The 17872-nt window shown below is 42.3% G+C and carries 19 protein-coding genes and 1 pseudogene; 11 read left to right on the forward strand and 9 right to left on the reverse strand.

Annotated features, from left to right (window positions below):
• From V7K56_RS29790 to V7K56_RS29800, 3 genes are all read right to left on the reverse strand, one after another.
• Positions 1–276 (reverse strand): transposase (locus V7K56_RS29790; RefSeq protein WP_334916526.1); only part of this gene is annotated, 276 nt, incomplete at its 3' end.
• A gap of 103 nt (positions 277–379) precedes the next feature.
• Positions 380–949 carry a dCTP deaminase gene (gene dcd, locus V7K56_RS29795; RefSeq protein WP_334916838.1) on the reverse strand — a complete coding sequence of 190 codons (570 nt, stop codon included), beginning with the start codon at positions 947–949 and terminating at the stop codon, positions 380–382.
• Between the two features lie 86 nt (positions 950–1035).
• Positions 1036–1572, reverse strand: a complete 537-nt coding sequence (locus tag V7K56_RS29800; protein ID WP_334916528.1) for a P-loop NTPase family protein — start codon at positions 1570–1572, stop codon at positions 1036–1038.
• Between the two features lie 344 nt (positions 1573–1916).
• On the opposite strand from V7K56_RS29800, the gene V7K56_RS29805 reads away from it, so the two are divergent.
• The 7 genes from V7K56_RS29805 to V7K56_RS29835 all read left to right on the forward strand — a co-directional run bounded on the left by V7K56_RS29805 (position 1917) and on the right by V7K56_RS29835 (position 8611).
• Positions 1917–2540 carry an adenylate kinase family protein gene (locus V7K56_RS29805; RefSeq protein WP_334916530.1) on the forward strand — a complete coding sequence of 208 codons (624 nt, stop codon included), beginning with the start codon at positions 1917–1919 and terminating at the stop codon, positions 2538–2540.
• Between the two features lie 179 nt (positions 2541–2719).
• Positions 2720–3463, forward strand: coding sequence for a ribonuclease PH (gene rph / locus V7K56_RS29810; protein WP_334916532.1), 744 nt, complete (start codon positions 2720–2722; stop codon positions 3461–3463).
• A gap of 273 nt (positions 3464–3736) precedes the next feature.
• Positions 3737–4459, forward strand: coding sequence for a 6-phosphogluconolactonase (gene pgl / locus V7K56_RS29815; protein WP_334916534.1), 723 nt, complete (start codon positions 3737–3739; stop codon positions 4457–4459).
• Between the two features lie 201 nt (positions 4460–4660).
• The gene (locus tag V7K56_RS29820) at positions 4661–5500 is read left to right on the forward strand and encodes an FHA domain-containing protein (protein WP_334916536.1); all 840 of its coding nucleotides are present in this window, start codon (positions 4661–4663) and stop codon (positions 5498–5500) included.
• 293 nt (positions 5501–5793) lie between these two features.
• Positions 5794–6666 carry a GNAT family N-acetyltransferase gene (locus V7K56_RS29825; RefSeq protein ID WP_334916538.1) on the forward strand — a complete coding sequence of 291 codons (873 nt, stop codon included), beginning with the start codon at positions 5794–5796 and terminating at the stop codon, positions 6664–6666.
• Between the two features lie 239 nt (positions 6667–6905).
• Positions 6906–7781, forward strand: coding sequence for a GNAT family N-acetyltransferase (locus V7K56_RS29830; RefSeq protein ID WP_334916540.1), 876 nt, complete (start codon positions 6906–6908; stop codon positions 7779–7781).
• Between the two features lie 62 nt (positions 7782–7843).
• Complete coding sequence (locus V7K56_RS29835; RefSeq protein ID WP_334916841.1) at positions 7844–8611, forward strand: Uma2 family endonuclease; 768 nt, start codon at positions 7844–7846, stop codon at positions 8609–8611.
• Between the two features lie 13 nt (positions 8612–8624).
• Here the strand turns inward: V7K56_RS29835 and V7K56_RS29840 are convergent.
• Positions 8625–8735: pseudogene (locus V7K56_RS29840) on the reverse strand (oxidoreductase); the annotation flags it as partial.
• Between the two features lie 272 nt (positions 8736–9007).
• Here V7K56_RS29840 and zwf point away from each other — a divergent pair.
• The 3 genes from zwf to V7K56_RS29860 all read left to right on the forward strand — a co-directional run bounded on the left by zwf (position 9008) and on the right by V7K56_RS29860 (position 12489).
• Positions 9008–10546: a glucose-6-phosphate dehydrogenase gene (gene zwf, locus V7K56_RS29850; RefSeq protein ID WP_334916542.1), complete on the forward strand. Its 1539-nt coding sequence runs from the start codon at positions 9008–9010 to the stop codon at positions 10544–10546.
• A gap of 66 nt (positions 10547–10612) precedes the next feature.
• Positions 10613–11014: a fasciclin domain-containing protein gene (locus V7K56_RS29855; protein WP_334916544.1), complete on the forward strand. Its 402-nt coding sequence runs from the start codon at positions 10613–10615 to the stop codon at positions 11012–11014.
• An 830-nt stretch (positions 11015–11844) separates the two neighbouring features.
• A complete protein-coding gene (locus V7K56_RS29860; protein WP_334916546.1) occupies positions 11845–12489 on the forward strand; it encodes a hypothetical protein in 645 nt (214 codons plus the stop codon).
• A 287-nt stretch (positions 12490–12776) separates the two neighbouring features.
• On the opposite strand, the gene V7K56_RS29865 is transcribed toward V7K56_RS29860, so the two are convergent.
• From V7K56_RS29865 to V7K56_RS29885, 5 genes are all read right to left on the reverse strand, one after another.
• The gene (locus V7K56_RS29865) at positions 12777–13493 is read right to left on the reverse strand and encodes a molybdopterin-dependent oxidoreductase (RefSeq protein ID WP_334916548.1); all 717 of its coding nucleotides are present in this window, start codon (positions 13491–13493) and stop codon (positions 12777–12779) included.
• 7 nt (positions 13494–13500) lie between these two features.
• Positions 13501–14097: a cytochrome b/b6 domain-containing protein gene (locus tag V7K56_RS29870; RefSeq protein WP_334916550.1), complete on the reverse strand. Its 597-nt coding sequence runs from the start codon at positions 14095–14097 to the stop codon at positions 13501–13503.
• A gap of 153 nt (positions 14098–14250) precedes the next feature.
• The gene (locus V7K56_RS29875; protein ID WP_334916552.1) at positions 14251–14946 is read right to left on the reverse strand and encodes a cytochrome c biogenesis CcdA family protein; all 696 of its coding nucleotides are present in this window, start codon (positions 14944–14946) and stop codon (positions 14251–14253) included.
• Between the two features lie 5 nt (positions 14947–14951).
• Entirely contained in the window at positions 14952–15560 is a 609-nt protein-coding gene (locus V7K56_RS29880; RefSeq protein WP_334916555.1) for a thioredoxin family protein, read from the reverse strand.
• A 118-nt stretch (positions 15561–15678) separates the two neighbouring features.
• Positions 15679–16032 (reverse strand): hypothetical protein, encoded by a 354-nt coding sequence (locus V7K56_RS29885; protein WP_334916557.1) that lies wholly within the window; start codon positions 16030–16032, stop codon positions 15679–15681.
• Positions 16033–16494: 462 nt separating this feature from the next.
• Between V7K56_RS29885 and V7K56_RS29890 the strand changes: the two genes are divergently transcribed.
• Positions 16495–17541, forward strand: a complete 1047-nt coding sequence (locus tag V7K56_RS29890; RefSeq protein WP_334916559.1) for an SGNH/GDSL hydrolase family protein — start codon at positions 16495–16497, stop codon at positions 17539–17541.
• Positions 17542–17872 lie beyond the last annotated feature (331 nt).

Below are 17872 nucleotides of genomic sequence, written 5' to 3' on the forward strand. Positions count from 1 at the left end.
ACGACTATCGTGGATTTTTAGCCAAGTCCCGTCTTTACGCCAATTGCGAAAGTATGTATAGACCGTTTGCCAAGCAGGAAAATCTCCTGGTAGCGTAGGCGTAGCCCGCCGTAGGCATCGCCATCTGACTCCTTCTACCAAAATGTAGAAAATCGCGTTGAGAACCTCCCAAATATCAACTTCACGCTTTCGACCACCCGGTTTTGGCTCTGGAATCATGTCACTGAGAAATTTATATTGTGCCAGGGTTAGGTTGCTCTTGTATGCTTTACTCATACCACTCTCTCGGTGCTGTTTAGTATCTATTCACAGCGTATACTGAGAGAGCTTTTTTACAACATTCCCAACTTTTCAAACAACCTCTTAGATATCATTCAGTCTAAACACGAGCCAAAGTCACAATTTCTAGCTGATCCTGATATTTACCCTGACGTGCTTCGTAACTGATAGCGCAGGGTTCGCCTTCTAAAAAGAGTAATTGCACCACACCTTCATTAGCGTAGATACGACAGTCGGCACTAGAGGAATTAGAAAACTCTAGAGTTAAATGTCCACGCCAAGCAGCCTCCGCAGGAGTTAAATTCGCTATTATACCACACCTAGCATAAGTAGATTTCCCTATGCAAATGACTGTAATATTATTAGGAACTTCCAGTTTTTCTAAAGCGACTCCTAAGCCATAACTATGAGCAGGTAAAATAAAATAACTGCCATTGGCATCTGTGTGCAATGCTGTCGGCTCCAGATTCTGGGGATTAAAGCTTTTGGGGTCAACTACAGTTCCGGGAATGTGACGAAAAATGCGGAACTCAGCTGATGAAAGGCGTATATCGTAGCCATAAGAAGATAAACCGTAGCTGATTACATGTTTAACTGCTACTGATTCATCTTTTTGCACTTTTCGGATTAAACTTGGCTCAAAGGGCGAAATTAGTCCTTGTTGAGCCATTTCAGTAATCCAGATATCGTTTTTAATCACAACTTCACAGCTAGTTCAAACGGAATTACTAGGATATCGTGAATTGAGTATTTTGTTTAGGGTCGATAACTTCGACGGATTTCTGTAATTTGATCTGCTACATCAAGAAGAGATTTTGGCATTTCTGGCCCCGTGAGAATGATATCGACGTGGGGAGGGCGTTTTGCCAAAAACGCTAAAACTTCCATTTCAGAAATTAAACCAAAGTTAATCGCTAAACTTAACTCATCTAACACCACTAGAGAATACTTACTATCACATACTATTTGTTGTGTATACTGCCACAGCTTTTGTAATGCTTGATTTTCTCTATCATCTAAATGTGGTGTATCAATACAACGAGGCAAATCACAGCGAATCCAATCTAAGTTTTGTCCTAATTGTATAGGTCGATCCTGTCCTTGACGAATACCACCTTTGAGGAACTGGACTATTAATACTGGCGTTCCTTGTCCAGCTATTCTCAGTGCTTGCGCCATAACGCTCGTAAAAAAGTTGCGATGTGAGCTAGTGAAAACTTGCACTAGCCCTTCAACTAGATATGGTAAGGTAAGGGGTGAATTTATACTTGGAGTTTCTAGCTGGGCAACCATAGGGTAAAGTTCAAAAAATTACAATAAATTAAAGGTTTGTGCTGGCAGTACTTATTACAAATCTGCCTGTATAATCTATCTGTTTTTCACAGGTGTGGTGAATTTTGCAAATTGCATTCTTAGTCAAACACTACTTTTGTATTGAAGTCAAGAGTTATTTTGATTTAAATTTTCCTCTTTTCTCTGAAATGAGTTGTAAAAATGAAAACATAAAATTTCTAGTTCCAATTATTTAAAAATGCTAGATAGAACGTCTGAAAATCGCTAAATGTTAGATTTGTCGGTTGTTTGGACAAAACAGACTTAGCAAGTAGGGAATTTGACAGGATGAGGAGTAAATTGTTGTGAGATTGGTGATTCTGGGAGGTTCAGGATCGGGGAAAAGCACTCAAGCACAAAGGCTTTGCAGATACTTTGATATTCCTCTGATTTCTACAGGTGAGATTTTACGGTCAGCAATATCTGGCAATCAGCCCCTGCCAGAATTTCGATGCTTGGAAGCCGATTCTCGGACTTCTCTTTCGGTTTACGCTAGCTTGAGTGAACTAGGCTACCACGCACGGCCCTACATGCAAAAAGGGGAGTTAGTTCCAGACGAAATGATCGTTGAATTGATCCAAATTCGCCTCAGACAACCAGATATTAACTGCGATTGGGTGTTAGAAGGCTATCCCCGTACTGCCTTCCAAGCTGAAGAATTAGATTTTTTATTGGATGATTTAGGGCAAAAGCTAGATTGGGCAATTTATCTCCAAGTCCCGGAAGCAGTGATGGTTAGTCGATCTTTGGGGCGATCGCTACCAGATGACCAACCAGAAATCGTACAGCGCCGTGTAGAATTGTTCTACGATCGCACCATTCCCATCCTAGAATATTACGACCGTCGTCGCTGCTTGTTGACCATCAACGGCGACCAGTCACCAGAGATGGTGCAGCAAAATATTTTGACTCTGCTTTCATCTCCTTAGAAGCAGGTAGGAGACAAGGGGGACAAGGGGAAATTATTGAACAAGTCTCTCCCTTGTCTTCCCCCTCTTCTTCGTCTACCTTGTCTCTTTCCCATGCCCAATGCCCAATGCCCCATGCCCAATGCCCAATAACACTAAGGTAATCTTAAGGCAGTATTGTAAAACTTGAGGCAACTCCAATGGCTTGGCAGCGTCCTGACGGTCGTCTTGCTTACGAACTACGTCCGATCAGCTTTCACCCCAGTTTCACCCGCTTTGCCCCCGGTTCTGTTCTTGCAAAATGTGGTGATACTCAGGTACTTTGTACTGTTAGCGTTAATAAGGGAGTTCCGAAATTTCTCGAAGGAAGTGGTAACGGCTGGTTAACTGCTGAGTACCGGATGCTACCATCTGCTACCCAAAAACGTCAAGAAAGGGAATTATTGAAATTATCTGGACGGACGCAAGAAATTCAACGTTTAATTGGACGCAGCTTACGTGCAGCAGTGGATTTTGAGGCACTGGGAGAACGCACGCTGACCGTGGATGCTGATGTATTGCAAGCAGATGCTGGAACTCGGACAACAGCCATTACAGGCTCGTTTGTGGCGTTGGCTCATGCAATTTCTAAATTGTTGCAAGAGGGCGTATTGGAGCGATCGCCTTTGTGTGGACAGGTAGCAGCAGTTTCCGTAGGATTACTGGAAAAAGAGCCATTTTTGGATCTGAATTATATCGAAGACGTAGCTGCAACAGTAGATTTTAACGTGGTGATGAATCAACATTTGGGAATCATAGAAGTCCAAGGAACAGCCGAAGAAGGCAGCTTTAGCCGCACTCAGTTAGATCAACTGCTAGATGTCGCCCAAAAAGGAATTCAGGAATTGTTAATTGCCCAACGTGAAGCGATCGCTAACTGGCAAGCGTTGTTTGTGATTAATTAGTTTTATTAATTTTTAATAAGAATTAATAAACGTATCCTTTGTGGCGTTAATCAACAAGGTATCAAGTAACTGGATGTAAATAAAAATAATCATGAGAGTGGTTAGTAGTTAGTACGACTTACTACTGACAACTTACGGTTAAAGGTGATAAAGAAGGTCTACATTTTTCCAGTCTACTTAATCTACGATGTTAAATGTTTCAAAAGTTAAAAAGGGGGATTGTAATAAGTTCGGTATTGTATTGCCAGAAGCCAGCAATATGATGATGAAGCCATGAACAAAACCGTTGAAGTTTTACCGGATCAGCCAGCGCTGGTTGCACGAGCGCTAGAATTAATCCTGTCCAAGTTAGAAACTGCCATTGAGCAGCGTGGGCGGTTTACCATCGCCTTGTCTGGTGGCAGTACACCTAAACCGTTATACGAAGCGATCGCTACTCAAAAACTGCCTTGGGATAAAATTCATATATTTTGGGGGGATGAGCGTTACGTACCACCAGATCACCCTGATAGCAATGAACTGATGACGCGTCGTGCGTGGCTAGACCGCGTTGACATCCCAGTGGCTAACATTCACCCCGTACCAACTTTAGAAGCCAATCCAGAACTGGCTGCTGTCAAGTATGAACAACAACTCAAAGAATTTTTCAATTCTTCTGGGGTCGAGTTTCCCCCCTTGGATGTAGTATTACTAGGAATGGGTGATGATGCACATACTGCATCTTTGTTTCCCCATACAGAGGCTCTTAAAGTACGCGATCGCCTCGTGACTGTGGGTAACAAAGACGGAAACCTCAGGATAAGTTTCACATACCCCTTCATCAACTCTGCTCATAGCGTGATTTTTCTGGTTGCTGGTGCTAATAAACGACCAGCTTTAGCGCAAGTCTTTGCACCTGTAGCCGATGACTTCACTTACCCATCCCGCTTAATTCAGCCCCAAGGAGAACTTTGGTGGCTGCTAGATGCAGCAGCAGGTTTGGAACTTCAACATTGAACAATGGGGCATTGGGCATTGGGCATTGGGCATTAGTTCTTCTCCCCCTGCTCCCCCTGTCTCCCCTGCTCTCCTTCCCGTGTAAGAGTGTCCAATTCATCGTTCCATTAGCAGTAATTGCTAGAATCTAAATCTAGGGCCGCCTTCTGCTTGCCAGTCCTAAATATATTTATGATGATCTTGAACAAAGGCTAAATATCGATGATCGTCTGCCCTAATTGCAATCATCCCAATCCTGACGGTGCTGTCCAATGTGAAGCTTGTTATACACCATTACCTGCGACTACTAATTGTCCCAGTTGTGGGGCAACTGTGCAGGCAGATGCTGCATTCTGTGGTCAGTGTGGCTATAACCTTCACTCCGCAGGTGTTCCACACGTTCATACCGCAGTAGCGACAACAGTAACTCCCGATACTCCCGTGGAAGTACCAGCGTTAGTTCCACCCGATCCACTATTAGAACTTTTACAACCAGATGCCTTGGGAATAAGCGGTTCTACTAACTCCCATCCTCCCGAATCATCTTTACCACCAACAGAGGTGGCAGTTCCCCCAGAACCAGCGCCACAGATACCTGTTGCAAAAAGCAGCCCTCCAGAACCTGTGTCAACTGTTGTAGCTCAACCCGTAGTCTCTGGACAAAGTAATATTCCGACTCCACCACCTGTGGAACCAGCACCAACTGCAACTGCTGCCAGAACGCAATTACAGCAGGTTACAGCACGGTTAATCCATGTTCAAAGCGATCGCTTAATTGAATTACCGCAAAATTTTTCTGTGATTCATATCGGTAAGCCCAATGACCGGATTCCTCCAGATATAGATGTTTCAGGATTTCCCAATTCCGAAATTGTCTCGCGGATTCATGCAGATATTCGCGTCGAGGGAGATGCTCATTATGTAGAGGATGTGGGAAGTTCTAATGGCACTTACATCAATAATTTGCCACTTTTACCAGGGAACCGTCATCGCTTGCGACCAGGCGATCGCATCAGCTTGGGTAAAGGAGACTTGATGACATTCCTCTTTCAACTTGCTTAACTGATTCTCGATAGATTGTGACATCAGTCTAAGTATTTTCTGCCCATCCTCCGGCATCCATTTTGGAGGAGAAACAAATGAACTGCATCAGACAAGCGACGGAAAACTATGTTGTTTAATGGAGCTTGCCTGCTATCGCCAGTCCTAGCATCTTGAAGTAGCTTTATTTAGGGACACAGTTAGGCTGTGTCCCTTTCAATTACTATTAGGTAGAACCAACTTCACAGATGGCGTTGCTACTATTCCCGAAACAGCCTATTCGGTAAACTGAATTCGACACTCAGGAGTTTTTTGTGCCTACTTTGAGAACGCTGCAACCTGGAGATGAAGTATCACTGGAAACATTTCTCTTGCAACACACTGATACTTCTATGTTTTTGCGCTCTAATTGGCGAGCTGCGGGACTACTTGACCAAGGTGCAAGATTTCAAGGAACTTATATAGCGGCCTATATAGATGAAACTATAGTGGCAGTTGCAGCCCACTTTTGGAATGGGATGATTGTAGTCCAAGCTCCTGTACATCTGCCAGAGGTGGTGCAAGCAGTTGTGGCACAATCTAGACGTGCTATTTCTGGAATTAGTGGACCAGCAGCACAAGTTGAAGCGACAAAAAGCATTTTGGGATTTAGCAACCGACCAACTGAGCTTGATCAGCCGGAGATATTGTTATCTTTAGCACTGCGTAACTTGCAAATACCTCAAGCTTTAGCATCGGCAAAGGTGCAGTGTCGTTTGCCACATTCAGATGAATTGGAATTACTCACTGAATGGTGCGCTGCTTATAATGTGGAAGCTTTAGGAAAAACAGATACTCCCAGTTTAAGACCTACTTGCGATCGCATAATTGAGGCACGTCAAGCTACGGCTATGCATTGGGTTTTGGTAGCAGGAGATACCCCAGTTTCCTACTCTGCTTTCAATGCTAGCCTACCTGATATTGTGCAAATTGGTGGAGTGTGGACACCGCCAGCGCTGCGAGGTAAAGGCTACGCCAAAAGTGTGGTAGCAGGCTCGTTGTTAGATGCGCGATCGCAAGGAGTAAAACGTGCCGTCCTGTTTACAGGTAATAATAACCAAGCAGCCCAAGCAGTTTATCGAGGAATTGGCTTTTTGCCTACTGGTGAGAAGTATGGCTTAGTTTTATTTGAAGAAACTCAAGCTTGATAAATATTGGGTTAAACGTTAGAGGCGCAACACCTTATACCATTTCACGACAAATATGATACAGAATCAAACCCTGAAATATATGCTAGGTTTCACTTTCTTAATTTTGAGTTTTGAATTTTGAATTTTGAATTTTGAATTGGTATTACGTTTTTACTACTCATTCATAATTTCCCTTTTTCTGGATTTGCTGAAATTGATTTTGTAGTCTTTACTGAATTGATTGTAATACTTGAACTATGAGCCAGTATCGTTTCAAACAGTCATTCTCTGATGATCCCAGTTTAAGCGATCAGCTTTTTGACTTGATGGAAGTCACATTTCCCGGACTCAGCAGTTTAGCAGAATGTGCAAGAAAACTAGGTGCATCTTGGGAAACAGCTTCAACTCCGTTTATCCGCTTTCATGATGATATAGCTATTACTCATGTAGGAGTGTTAGAAATTCCCATGCAAATTATGGGACAAAAGCTCATTGTTGGAGGAATTCATGGAGTAGCTACCCGTGCAGAATTTCGCAGAAGAGGATATTACCGTGAAGTGATGGAGGAAGTGCTAAGGTATTGTGATTGCATTTATGAAACACTAGTATTGACGACACCACAACCAGAGTTTTACTTACCTTTTGGATTTCGTGTTATCGATGAACACATCTTTAAAATTAAGTGTAACTCTACAGATAGCACTGATAGCTTCAGAATACTGGATTTTACAGATACCAAAGATTACACATTGTTACACAGACTTTTGGAAACACGCGCCCCTGTCTCTAATATAGTTGGTGTAGTTAAAGAAAAACCTGTGTTCTGTGTCAATGAAGGAAGTCGCCCCTTATATTATGCAGAAGATTTAGATTTAATTACTTGTATGGAGATAGAAAGTACCCGACTTCATCTTTTTGATCTAGTTACAACGCAGATATGCCCTTTAAAGAAAATTCTTAGTAAGATACCTCAACTAATTGAAGAAGTGGTGATTTACTTTAGTCCAGAACTTTTGGATGTCAAAGATGTGCAAGCATTCACCCATACTTTTGATGAAACTGTGCTGATGGTTCGTGGTAAATTTGCAGCTGAGGGCGAGAAATTTATGCTGCCTCGTTCTGCAAGGTGTTGAGTTACTCAAAAACAATTGAATCATAATAGAACTGAAAGTTTCATCATTAGGACTGCTTTATGATGTATCAAACCGACCCGCCGCGATCGCCAAAAGATGTATTGCCGACCATGTATGATCTTCCCAGTGAAGACCCAGAGGAGCCTGGTTTGCCCGATCAGTTTCATTTATTGCAACCTCGTTTATTAGACGAAACCTTTCGTCCACCAAATTATCCTAGTGATGAGATATTTGTTGCTAGTGATCTGAATCTTTATTATGACCCGCGTTATCCACTGTGGTATAAGCGACCAGATTGGTTTGCCGTTTTAGGTGTTTCCCGTCTCTATGAACAACGGGATTTACGCTTAAGTTATGTCATTTGGCAAGAGGGAGTTCATCCTTTTATTGTGGTTGAATTGCTGTCTCCAGGTACTGAAAAAGAAGACTTGGGGCAAACATTGCGAGATATCAAGCAACCACCAGGAAAATGGGAAGTGTATGAGCAGATTCTACGTATTCCTTATTATGTAGTATTTGATCGGTACAAATATGAATTAAGGGTATTTAAGTTAGACGGTGGTCGTTATGCTGAGATAGCACTGTCAGAATCGCGCTTTTGGATACCAGAACTAGAATTAGGCTTGGGTGTGTGGCGGGGACGCTATCAAGATGTAGAACAGCCTTGGTTACGCTGGTATGATTGGACAGGCTGCTGGATATTGACTTCTACAGAACAAGAAAGTCAACGAGCTGAACAAGAAAGACAACGAGCTGAACAAGAAAGACAACGAGCTAAACGGTTGATTGCACAACTGCGATCGCTAGGCGTTGAACCCGATATAGATTAGCTTTTTGCCTGCCTTATAACCCTGCAAACCACTCATAGCCCTGATCCTCCCAATAGCCTTTAGTAGGTAAAAAATTGCTGACGAATGTAATTTGAGTTACCCACTTGCTTTGCTTGTAGCCCAGTTAAACGTGAGTTCGACAGAACTAACAGAAAACGGAAAAACCTTTTTCCCCCTGCCTCCTGCCTTATCCCAACGACAAATATTTACGCCCACCTACTTAGTAGCACTGGAATGATATCAGTGTAAACTAGACGATGCCATACATAATTTTTGTGCTTGTGGTTCTGGCTGACTTGCAATACTTTTAAGTCACCACGATGTTTCCAGATAAACTGCTGTCTGCAATACGCTATAGTTTGGTGGACATCTTGAAGAACATGCGGAGATTTTATCATGACGGCTGCCACCACGCCCCAGGTTCCTGCTGAAGCCTCAATCCGTCCGGTAGAACCCTGTGCGATCGTTATCTTTGGAGCAGCGGGAGATTTAACCAAGCGTCTACTGCTTCCCGCCCTCTACAACCTCAAACAAAGCAATTTGCTGCCGCCGGAATTTGCGATCGTTGGAATCGCACACACTTCAATGAGTCAGGACGATTTTCGTAACAAACTCGCCCAAGACATTCATGAGTTCGCAACGGTTCCCGTAGACGATGAGCTTTGGCAACCGCTTGAGCAGCGACTGTACTATCTTGCTGGTGAGTTTCAGGAGGCTGACACTTACCATCAGTTACAAGACTTACTCACTCAAGTCGATCGAGACTGTGGCACTCAGGGAAACTATTTGTTCTACCTGGCAACTGGCTCTAACTTCTTTTGTGACATCATTACGCAGCTTGGTGCGGCAGGATTAGTACACCAAGAGAGCGATCGCTGGCGGCGAGTTATCATTGAGAAACCCTTTGGGCACGACTTGGACTCAGCTCGTGCCCTGAATAAAACCATTGGTGCTGTCCTTCAGGAAAAACAGATTTACCGTATCGATCACTACCTGGGCAAAGAGACTGTACAAAACATTTTGGTGTTTCGGTTTGGTAATGGCTTGTTTGAACCGATTTGGAATCGCGAACATATTGATCACGTCCAGATTACCGTAGCTGAAACGGTTGGAGTCGAAGGCAGAGGCAATTTCTATGAAGGTACAGGCGCAGTGCGGGACATGGTGCAAAACCATCTGTTTCAACTGCTGGCAATGACGGCGATGGAACCGCCAGTCTCGTTTTCAGCAGATGAGGTGCGTGATGAAAAGTCAAAACTATTGAAGTCGATCATTCCGCTCACTGCTGAAACTGTGCAAACTGATACTGTACGGGGACAGTATGGTGCGGCAACGGTGAAGGATACCCAAGTGCCTGCTTATCGCTCAGAGCCACGAGTTGCGTCAGACTCTACCACTGAAACTTATGCTGCCTTAAAGCTAAATATTGACAACTGGCGCTGGGCAGGGGTGCCGTTTTATCTACGAACGGGCAAGCGTTTAGCTAAACGCGTGACTGAAATTGCAATTCAGTTTAAGCAAGTACCCTCACTATTATTTCGCCAAACCTCAATTGAGCGTCTTACGCCTAATTTCTTGACCATCCGCATTCAACCAGAGGAAGGAATTCACCTCCAATTTGGTGCAAAGGTGCCTGGCCCGGCGATGGCAATGGATGCGGTAGAAATGGAGTTTTGCTACACTGATTACTTTGGCAAGATTCAGAGTACTGGCTATGAAACCTTGCTGTACGACTGCATGATCGGTGATGCAACTTTGTTTCAGCGATCAGATAACGTAGAACTGGGCTGGAGCGTCGTCACCCCCATTTTAGAGGCTTGGGCAACCACGCCACCTGAAAACTTTCCCAACTACGCACCAGGCTCGTGGGGACCATCGGCAGCAGATGATTTGTTGATGCGCGATGATCGGCAGTGGCAGAGGATTGACCTATAGTCTAAGCATACACTTATGTGCTAAATCTCTTTACATCAAGTTTTCACACAATTGAGGTGACATCAGATGCCAGATATTATAGATACTGCAATTAATGCGGGTTCTTTCAACACCTTGGTAACAGCTATTACTACCGCTGGTCTTGATACTGCACTTAAGGGAGATGGGCCATTTACTGTCTTTGCACCAACAGACGAAGCCTTTTCCAAGCTTCCATCAGGAGCCGTAGAAGAGCTCCTAGAGGATGTCATTAAGTTAAGAAAAGTTTTAGAGTACCATGTGGTTTCTGGCAAGATTAATGCAACTGATTTAGTTCAGTCGCAAAAGCTAACAACAACCGAGGGAAAAGATATCAAAGTTAATACTGAGAATAATGTTAAGGTGAATGATGCTTACATTGTGACTCCGGATGTGGAAGCTGACAATGGTGTTATCCATGTTATTGATAATGTGTTATTCCCTGATTAACTTTGTTCAAATACTTGCTTTGATTGAAATTTGTAATTCCAATCAAAGCAAGTATTTAATTTTTTGCCTTTGTTGGTAATCAAAACCACCTAAACCAAATATGCTTATTCAGATTGAGTAGTTAGTGTTATATATTTGTTGCTGATAATTGAATTTAAATAGTTAAATATTTCCAGTGAATCGTCAATAGATATACCAACATATTTATATCACTCGTACCAATTTGCTTTCTCAGTCATAACTTTCACTGTGGGGGAGTAGCCAGTGGGGAGTAGGGAAGAGAAATTTATAAATTACACTTCTAGATGCAAATTGGTATCAGTATTCACCGCCCCTTTTGCTGAACTGTCGGGAGCAAATACTTAAACCCGGATTTCTCACCAGGATTTTCCAAAAGTTTCTGAAACCTAAATTAACAGTAGAATAAGGCGTTCAACACTCTATCAAAATTCTTAATTGATCAAAAACGTCGGAAATATAGTCTAGATAATTGTTGTGAAGAATGCGATCGCTCAACCAATTAACTCCCTCAATATTTTAAACAGTAAATACGTACTAGTGTAAAGAAGCAAATTATCCAGTAATAATAAAAAATTGACAAGTTCATCAAAGGATTATTCATTGCAATCCCGGTTTATATCCTGTAAGGTTTAAAACTGTAGGAAATATTCTCGTTAAGTTTTTAGTTCACAATATTTGAATTGTCTCTTATATAAAAGAACTTATAAAATTCACGCAAATTAAGAGAATTATAGAAGAATAGTATATTTAAGAAAATTGAATCTTAGGCTTTTGTAAAAATAAATAATTTTTGAAGGTGGAGGTTTTCAATGGTATTCCGTTCATTCAACATATGGTTGGTTCCACTAGTTTTCACTTCAATTAATATTTGCCTAGATGCAGCGATAGCAACAGCAAAGACCATATATCCATTTACTGGCAACTATCACACTACTGTTAACATTCAGCCCATCTCAGGCAATATTTCACAGGTATCTGAGATAGGTGTGAGTGATGACGCTCCGTATGATTTAGGACTATACAAGGGTCTGACATACTCAGTGATTGATGCCAAGGGAAATCTTACTTTTAATAACAATCCACAAGTGTTTGGTGTCCAAGGTTTTCCATTAGGCAACATCGTTTTTGGTAGTGGTACTAACAAGTTGTTTGGAACTAGTGATGCTAGTGCTGAAGTTAATTTTGATAATCTGACAGCGAAAGGTTCTGGCATTGTGAATATCACTGGTGGTGAAGGCATATTCAAAAACGCCACAAGCACACTATTGTTCTCCGAAGAGGACACAGTTAATCTGGGATCAATTATTACCTTGAATGGTCTGGCTTCAGTAAAAGGTTCTATCGAGGTGGGCCAGGAAGTCCCAGAACCAACAACTATGACGCCACTGGTTGGTATAAGTTTAGCTGGAATTGGTTTTTTTGTGCATCGCTCCCGGATTTCTCACAAAGCCTGAAAAAATCGGAATCAAAAACTGCCAAAATGTATATTGCACAAATGTTCCGACAGTTTAAAGCATAACCTTGATAGCATCAGATTGTATACGGAACAGTTCAAATTTGAACCAGTAAATTCAGCTAAATTCATAGTTAATTTCATTTGTGAACCAGTAATATAAGATAAGGAAATTGCAAATAAAAAATATCCCATTACACAGGGACAAGGAAGACAAGGAGGACAAGGTAAAATTTTCTCTCTTATCTCCCCCATCTTCCCCTTCTCCCCCTGCCTCTTCTGCTTGCCTCATAGCCCTGCAAACCACTCATAGCCCTGATCCTCCCAATAGCCTTTAATAGGTAACAAATTACTGACAAAGGTAATTTGAGTTACCCACTTGCTTTGCTTATAGCCCAGTTTAATTGGGGATGCTAGACGCATGGGCGCACCATTATCAGCTGATAAAGGTTGTCCATTCTTTTGATAAGCCATGAGAGTTTGGGGATGCACAGCAGAGGCAATATCCCAGCTTTCATAGTAGCCATCAGCAGATTTGAAGTAGACATAGCGGACGTTTGATTTCGGCTGTACCAGCGCTACTAAGTCTCGTAATCGCACGCCTCCCCATTGAACGATCGCAGCCCAGCCTTCAACACAGACATGGCGAATTATCATTGAAGTCAAGGGAAGTTTTTGAATATCTGCCATGCTAAATTGCATCGCATTATTGACCTCACCATCAATTATTAAGCGAAACTGTGCCGGATCAATTTGCGGGGTGAAGTCAAAGGTATTAATCAGCAATTTATCTGCTTCTATGGCACTGACAGGAAATTCAGGTATAGGTTTTTGAGTTAATAGGAGTGCTTCTAGACGTTCATTCAGTGGCTCAGATATTTGCCGCAGATTATCTGAGAACAAATTTGTCCCACAGCCACCAAGAAGAAAGCCTACCCCTGAAAGTCCAGATACTTGCAGTAACCGACGACGGGATAAGGTACGTTTGGGAAGAATCAGACTCATAAAACCTCTACAAAAACATAGATTTCACTAAACGGATGCTTCCTACCTTCAGAGCAAGTAAAGAATGAGCAACTGTAAACAGTATGACAGTGGGAACAGTGATAAAGTGAACAGTGCGTAGAGTTTGCCAACTACCAAACAGCCCAGAAAGCCAATGCAATTGGGCAGGTTTATACATCGCCAGACCGCTCAAAATTGCCAGCAGTAGCACTGGAATGATAGCAGTATAAACTAACCGATGCCATGCGTAGTTTTTGCGCTTTGGGTTCTGGCTGACTTGCAATGCTTTTAAGTCACCGTGATCGGCAAACCGACGTTGCCAACGACGAGTTATAAAGATATAAAGTCCATACCAAAGTAAATTTAGCGAAAATAGCCACATAGCAGCAAAATGCCAGTTTCTGCCACCTGCTAGCCAGCCTCCTAGCAACAGAAAGTCAGGAAAATGCCAACCTTCACGTCCTCCAAATACCGGATTAGCATTATAGATTTGTAGTCCACTAGCAATCATCAAAATAAGACTGATGATATTAATCCAGTGAAAGGTCTTTGATAGAAAAGTCTGACTTGGTGTTGAGCGAACTTTACGTTTAGATGAGGTCATACCAATTTAGGATTTTGGATTTTCAGATTGTTCCCAGTTAGACTTGTGGATTATGTCTTCAATCCAAAATCGTTCGACTGAGTGATCGCCGTACTTCTCCGGGGAAGCAAGCTACGCGTAGTGTTCCGCAGGAAAGTCTAAAATTGGCACGTTTCACAAAGATTGAGTGGGAAAGAACGGAGCCAGCCAAAGTTGTATCTGGACATCCCAACCCAGAAGAATCGCAATTGCTGTAGCCGCGATCGCTACGCCACCAATCCGTTGCAAAGCTGCACTATGGAAGCGGAGATTGAGGATTCGTTGGCTAAATACTCGCCCACCGTAGGCGATCGCCAACAAAGGCAAACCGACTCCGATTCCATAGGCAACTAGTAGCCAAAATGCACCTACGACTTGATGATTAACTGCTGCTAGAACTAAAATTCCACCCAAAACTGGCCCAGCACAGGGAGTCCACAAAAGCCCCAACTGAGTCCCTAGCCAAAACTCTCCCATAAGTCCCATTTCTACAGGTTTTTTAGCCCACTTGCCAACTGGAATATAACTAAATATTCGGTAACTCCAAGTCGGGAAAATTGCCAGTAATCCCAAAAATAAGAGGAATGCGATCGCTCCGTTGCGTAATAAATTAACCAAGCCTGTAAACCAGCTTGCTGTTATACCTAGTAAACTACCTGCTAGTGCAAAACCAGTGATTAATCCCCCTAACAGTGCTACTGGGCCATAAGTATGGGATTGGAGCGATCGCCCCAATAGCACGGGCAAAATCGGTAAAACACAGGGTGAAAGCACATTCAAAACTCCTCCGAATAAAGCCAGACTGATTGATAAAGTAGAAGTCATCATCATTCCTTCTAACCCAATAGTTGGCGGATAGTTTGCTCTATTTTTTCGTATGCCCCTTCACCAATATGGTCATATTGCAACAAACCCTGACGGTCAGCTAAAAACAGATGAGGCCAATACTGATTTTCGTAAGCGTTCCAAGTTTTATATTCGTTATCAACTGGAACCGGATAGGTAATTTGGTGTTGTTGTAACGCCTTTTTAATGTTGTTCGTATCTCGCTCAAAAGCAAACTCTGGTGCGTGGATGCCAATCACCTTGAGTCCCTGCGACTCATACTGCCGATGCCATCTTGTGATGTAGGGCAGTGTACGCTGGCAGTTAATACAAGCAAAAGTCCAAAACTGTATTAGAACAACACTACCTTTGAGGTCAGCTATTGATAAAGGTGTAGAATTAAGCCACTGACTTATCCCTTGAAACTCTGGCAAACTCTTGCCTGCGGGAGTTTTCACAGCAATAGCTTCCGAGTTTTGCGTATTATTACTTTTTGCAGGAGAGATAGAAGGGGCATTCACTTTTCTGAAGTTGGAAAATTTTGTAGCTGCACCGATTCCAACAACCCCTAACCCAAGATAAAAAAGTAACTGACGCCGATGGAGCAGGTTGTGATTCATCAGAATTTCTCTTGTTGATGTCAAAGCACCAAAGTATAGGGATTGGAACTAGGATTTTCTTGGTTTACCAGTCCCTAGTACCCAGTAGAAGAAAAGTGAGATGCAAAGCTAGTTGTGGCTAAGGCTTGGTGGGAGCAGGCGATTGCTTCATCGCATCACCCGCTTTATCTTTGCTCATCGCATTGCCAGCTTTATCTTTACCCATCGCATCTTTGCTCATCGCATTGCCAGCTTTATCTTTACCCATTGCATCTTTGCCCATAGCATCACCAGCTTTGTCTTTGCCCATAGCATCGCCGGCTTTGTCTTTACCCATCGCATCTTTGCCCATAGCATCGCCGGCTTTGTCTTTGCTCATAGCAGGAGAGGCTTCAGGAGCAATTTGATTTTTGGTTGCAGGACTGCTAGAGCAAGCAGTGAGACTGGTAGTTAAAATCAAACCAGCAATTAAAGAAAGTGTTTTCCAGTTCATAGTCTTGGTTTTTTCCTTTGGATAGTTCTTTTTGTATTGATTGCTCAGAGAAAACTAAACTACAAGCAGATTCATAAAGGCTATTGGGGTAAAGAAGATGCTTTCTTGTAGAGAACTCTATCAGATTCTTGCTACTGCGTAGCTTGCCGCCGTAGGCATCGCATCTATATTGAAATCAAATAAAACCTTCGGTTCTAACACTACTGATGTTTGAGTTATCCGGAACATCCAAAGTATCTCTGTTAGGACTGAAGCCTATCTGAAACGAAGCCATGATTTTCATAAATTTATCCCTTGAGAAAACTTAATTAATTCTCAGCATTTTCTCAGGTATTTATGGTATCTCCAAGCCACAACCAATTATAGATTATAATATTTCAGTGCTGTAAATTCGTAATTTTTAATACTTACTTAATTGAAAGATGGTACTCATGCTAAATATTTGTAAACGAACTTGTTGATATGCTCAAAAGTAATACTTTGAAGACTTTCGCTACTGCCGCAGTAAGTAGTGCGGCTTTATTATGTGTAGTTGTTAATAACGCTTATGCAGCTTCTTTCAACTCTATTTCTCGTATTTATGCCTTTGGTGATAGCTATTCAGATAATGGGGCAGCACTTCAGATTACAAAAGCAGCAGTTCAAGCTGGGGTGCCTGGAGCATTTATATTCCCGCGATTGGATGTGTATGACTCTGATGGTCGATTTACAAATAATCCCGGATTAACATCAGTTGAGGTACTAGCAAAACAAGAAAATTTACAGTTAACAGATTATGCTGTAGGTGGTGCAAAAAGCGGCAATGGCAATTTAAGTAGCTGGCTCGACCGATATCAAGATACGGGTTTATTTGGTCAAATCAAACAATATAAAACAGAAGTTAATCGCGTGGCAGATTCTAATGGATTATACTTCATTTTTATATCTACAAATGATTTATTAGAAAGGTTTTTTTCTAATCAGACTGGTTCGGTCGATGCACTAGCTTCTACTGCTGTTAACAACATTACTTCTGGAGTATCACAACTTACAGCACTAGGGGCAAAACAGTTTTTTGTCGTAAATTCTATAGATTTAGCTGCATTACCGCTTTTTGAGCAAAACTCTGAAGATGCACTTAAGTTTAGAGATGTTATCAATGAAAGTCTTCCCGGTCAACTCGATACCCTGAATAAGCAATTAGGTGTTGAAGTTGCATTGTATGACTACGTTGCAATTAGCAGAAAAATTCGCTCTAGCCCAGCGGTCTATGGTCTTACCAATATAAATGATGCCTGCAAACTTTTATACACTACTAGTGGGTTGGAGCCTGGTTGTTCAACACCTGATAATTATTATTACTACGACGAGATTCATCCCACTCGTCATGTAAATCAGATCATTGGTGAAGACATGGCCAATTTCTTAGAGACACAAACAACACCTGTTCCTGAACCATCAACTGTTATAGCTCTGATATCTTGTATGGGTATGATAAGTTTACTACGGCATAAAGTTCATGGTAGGTAATACCAATTCTGTATGAAGATGCGCTAAACCCTGTTTAAGGATGAGAAAGAAAAATGAACCGCATAGACGCAAAGCGGTGAAGCAGCGCGATCTTGGGGGTTTCCACGCCAGTTGCTTCAAGTCGGCAGAGCCGCCCAACGCACTGGCTCACCATGAGCGACTGCTGTTAGCGTAGCGTTAGCGACGTTAGGAGCGTCACCTGGAGGGCTGACCGCAGGGTAGGAAGTATTCGTGCAGCGTCTCGTAGAGAAGGACACCAAGAAAGAAGAAGTTAAAAGAGTTTAGCGCAACCTCACACAAAAATGGTATAAGTAGCATTTATCTGCCTTGC

Origin of the sequence: Nostoc sp. (assembly GCF_036917535.1) — a bacterium.
Lineage (GTDB): Bacteria > Cyanobacteriota > Cyanobacteriia > Cyanobacteriales > Nostocaceae > Nostoc.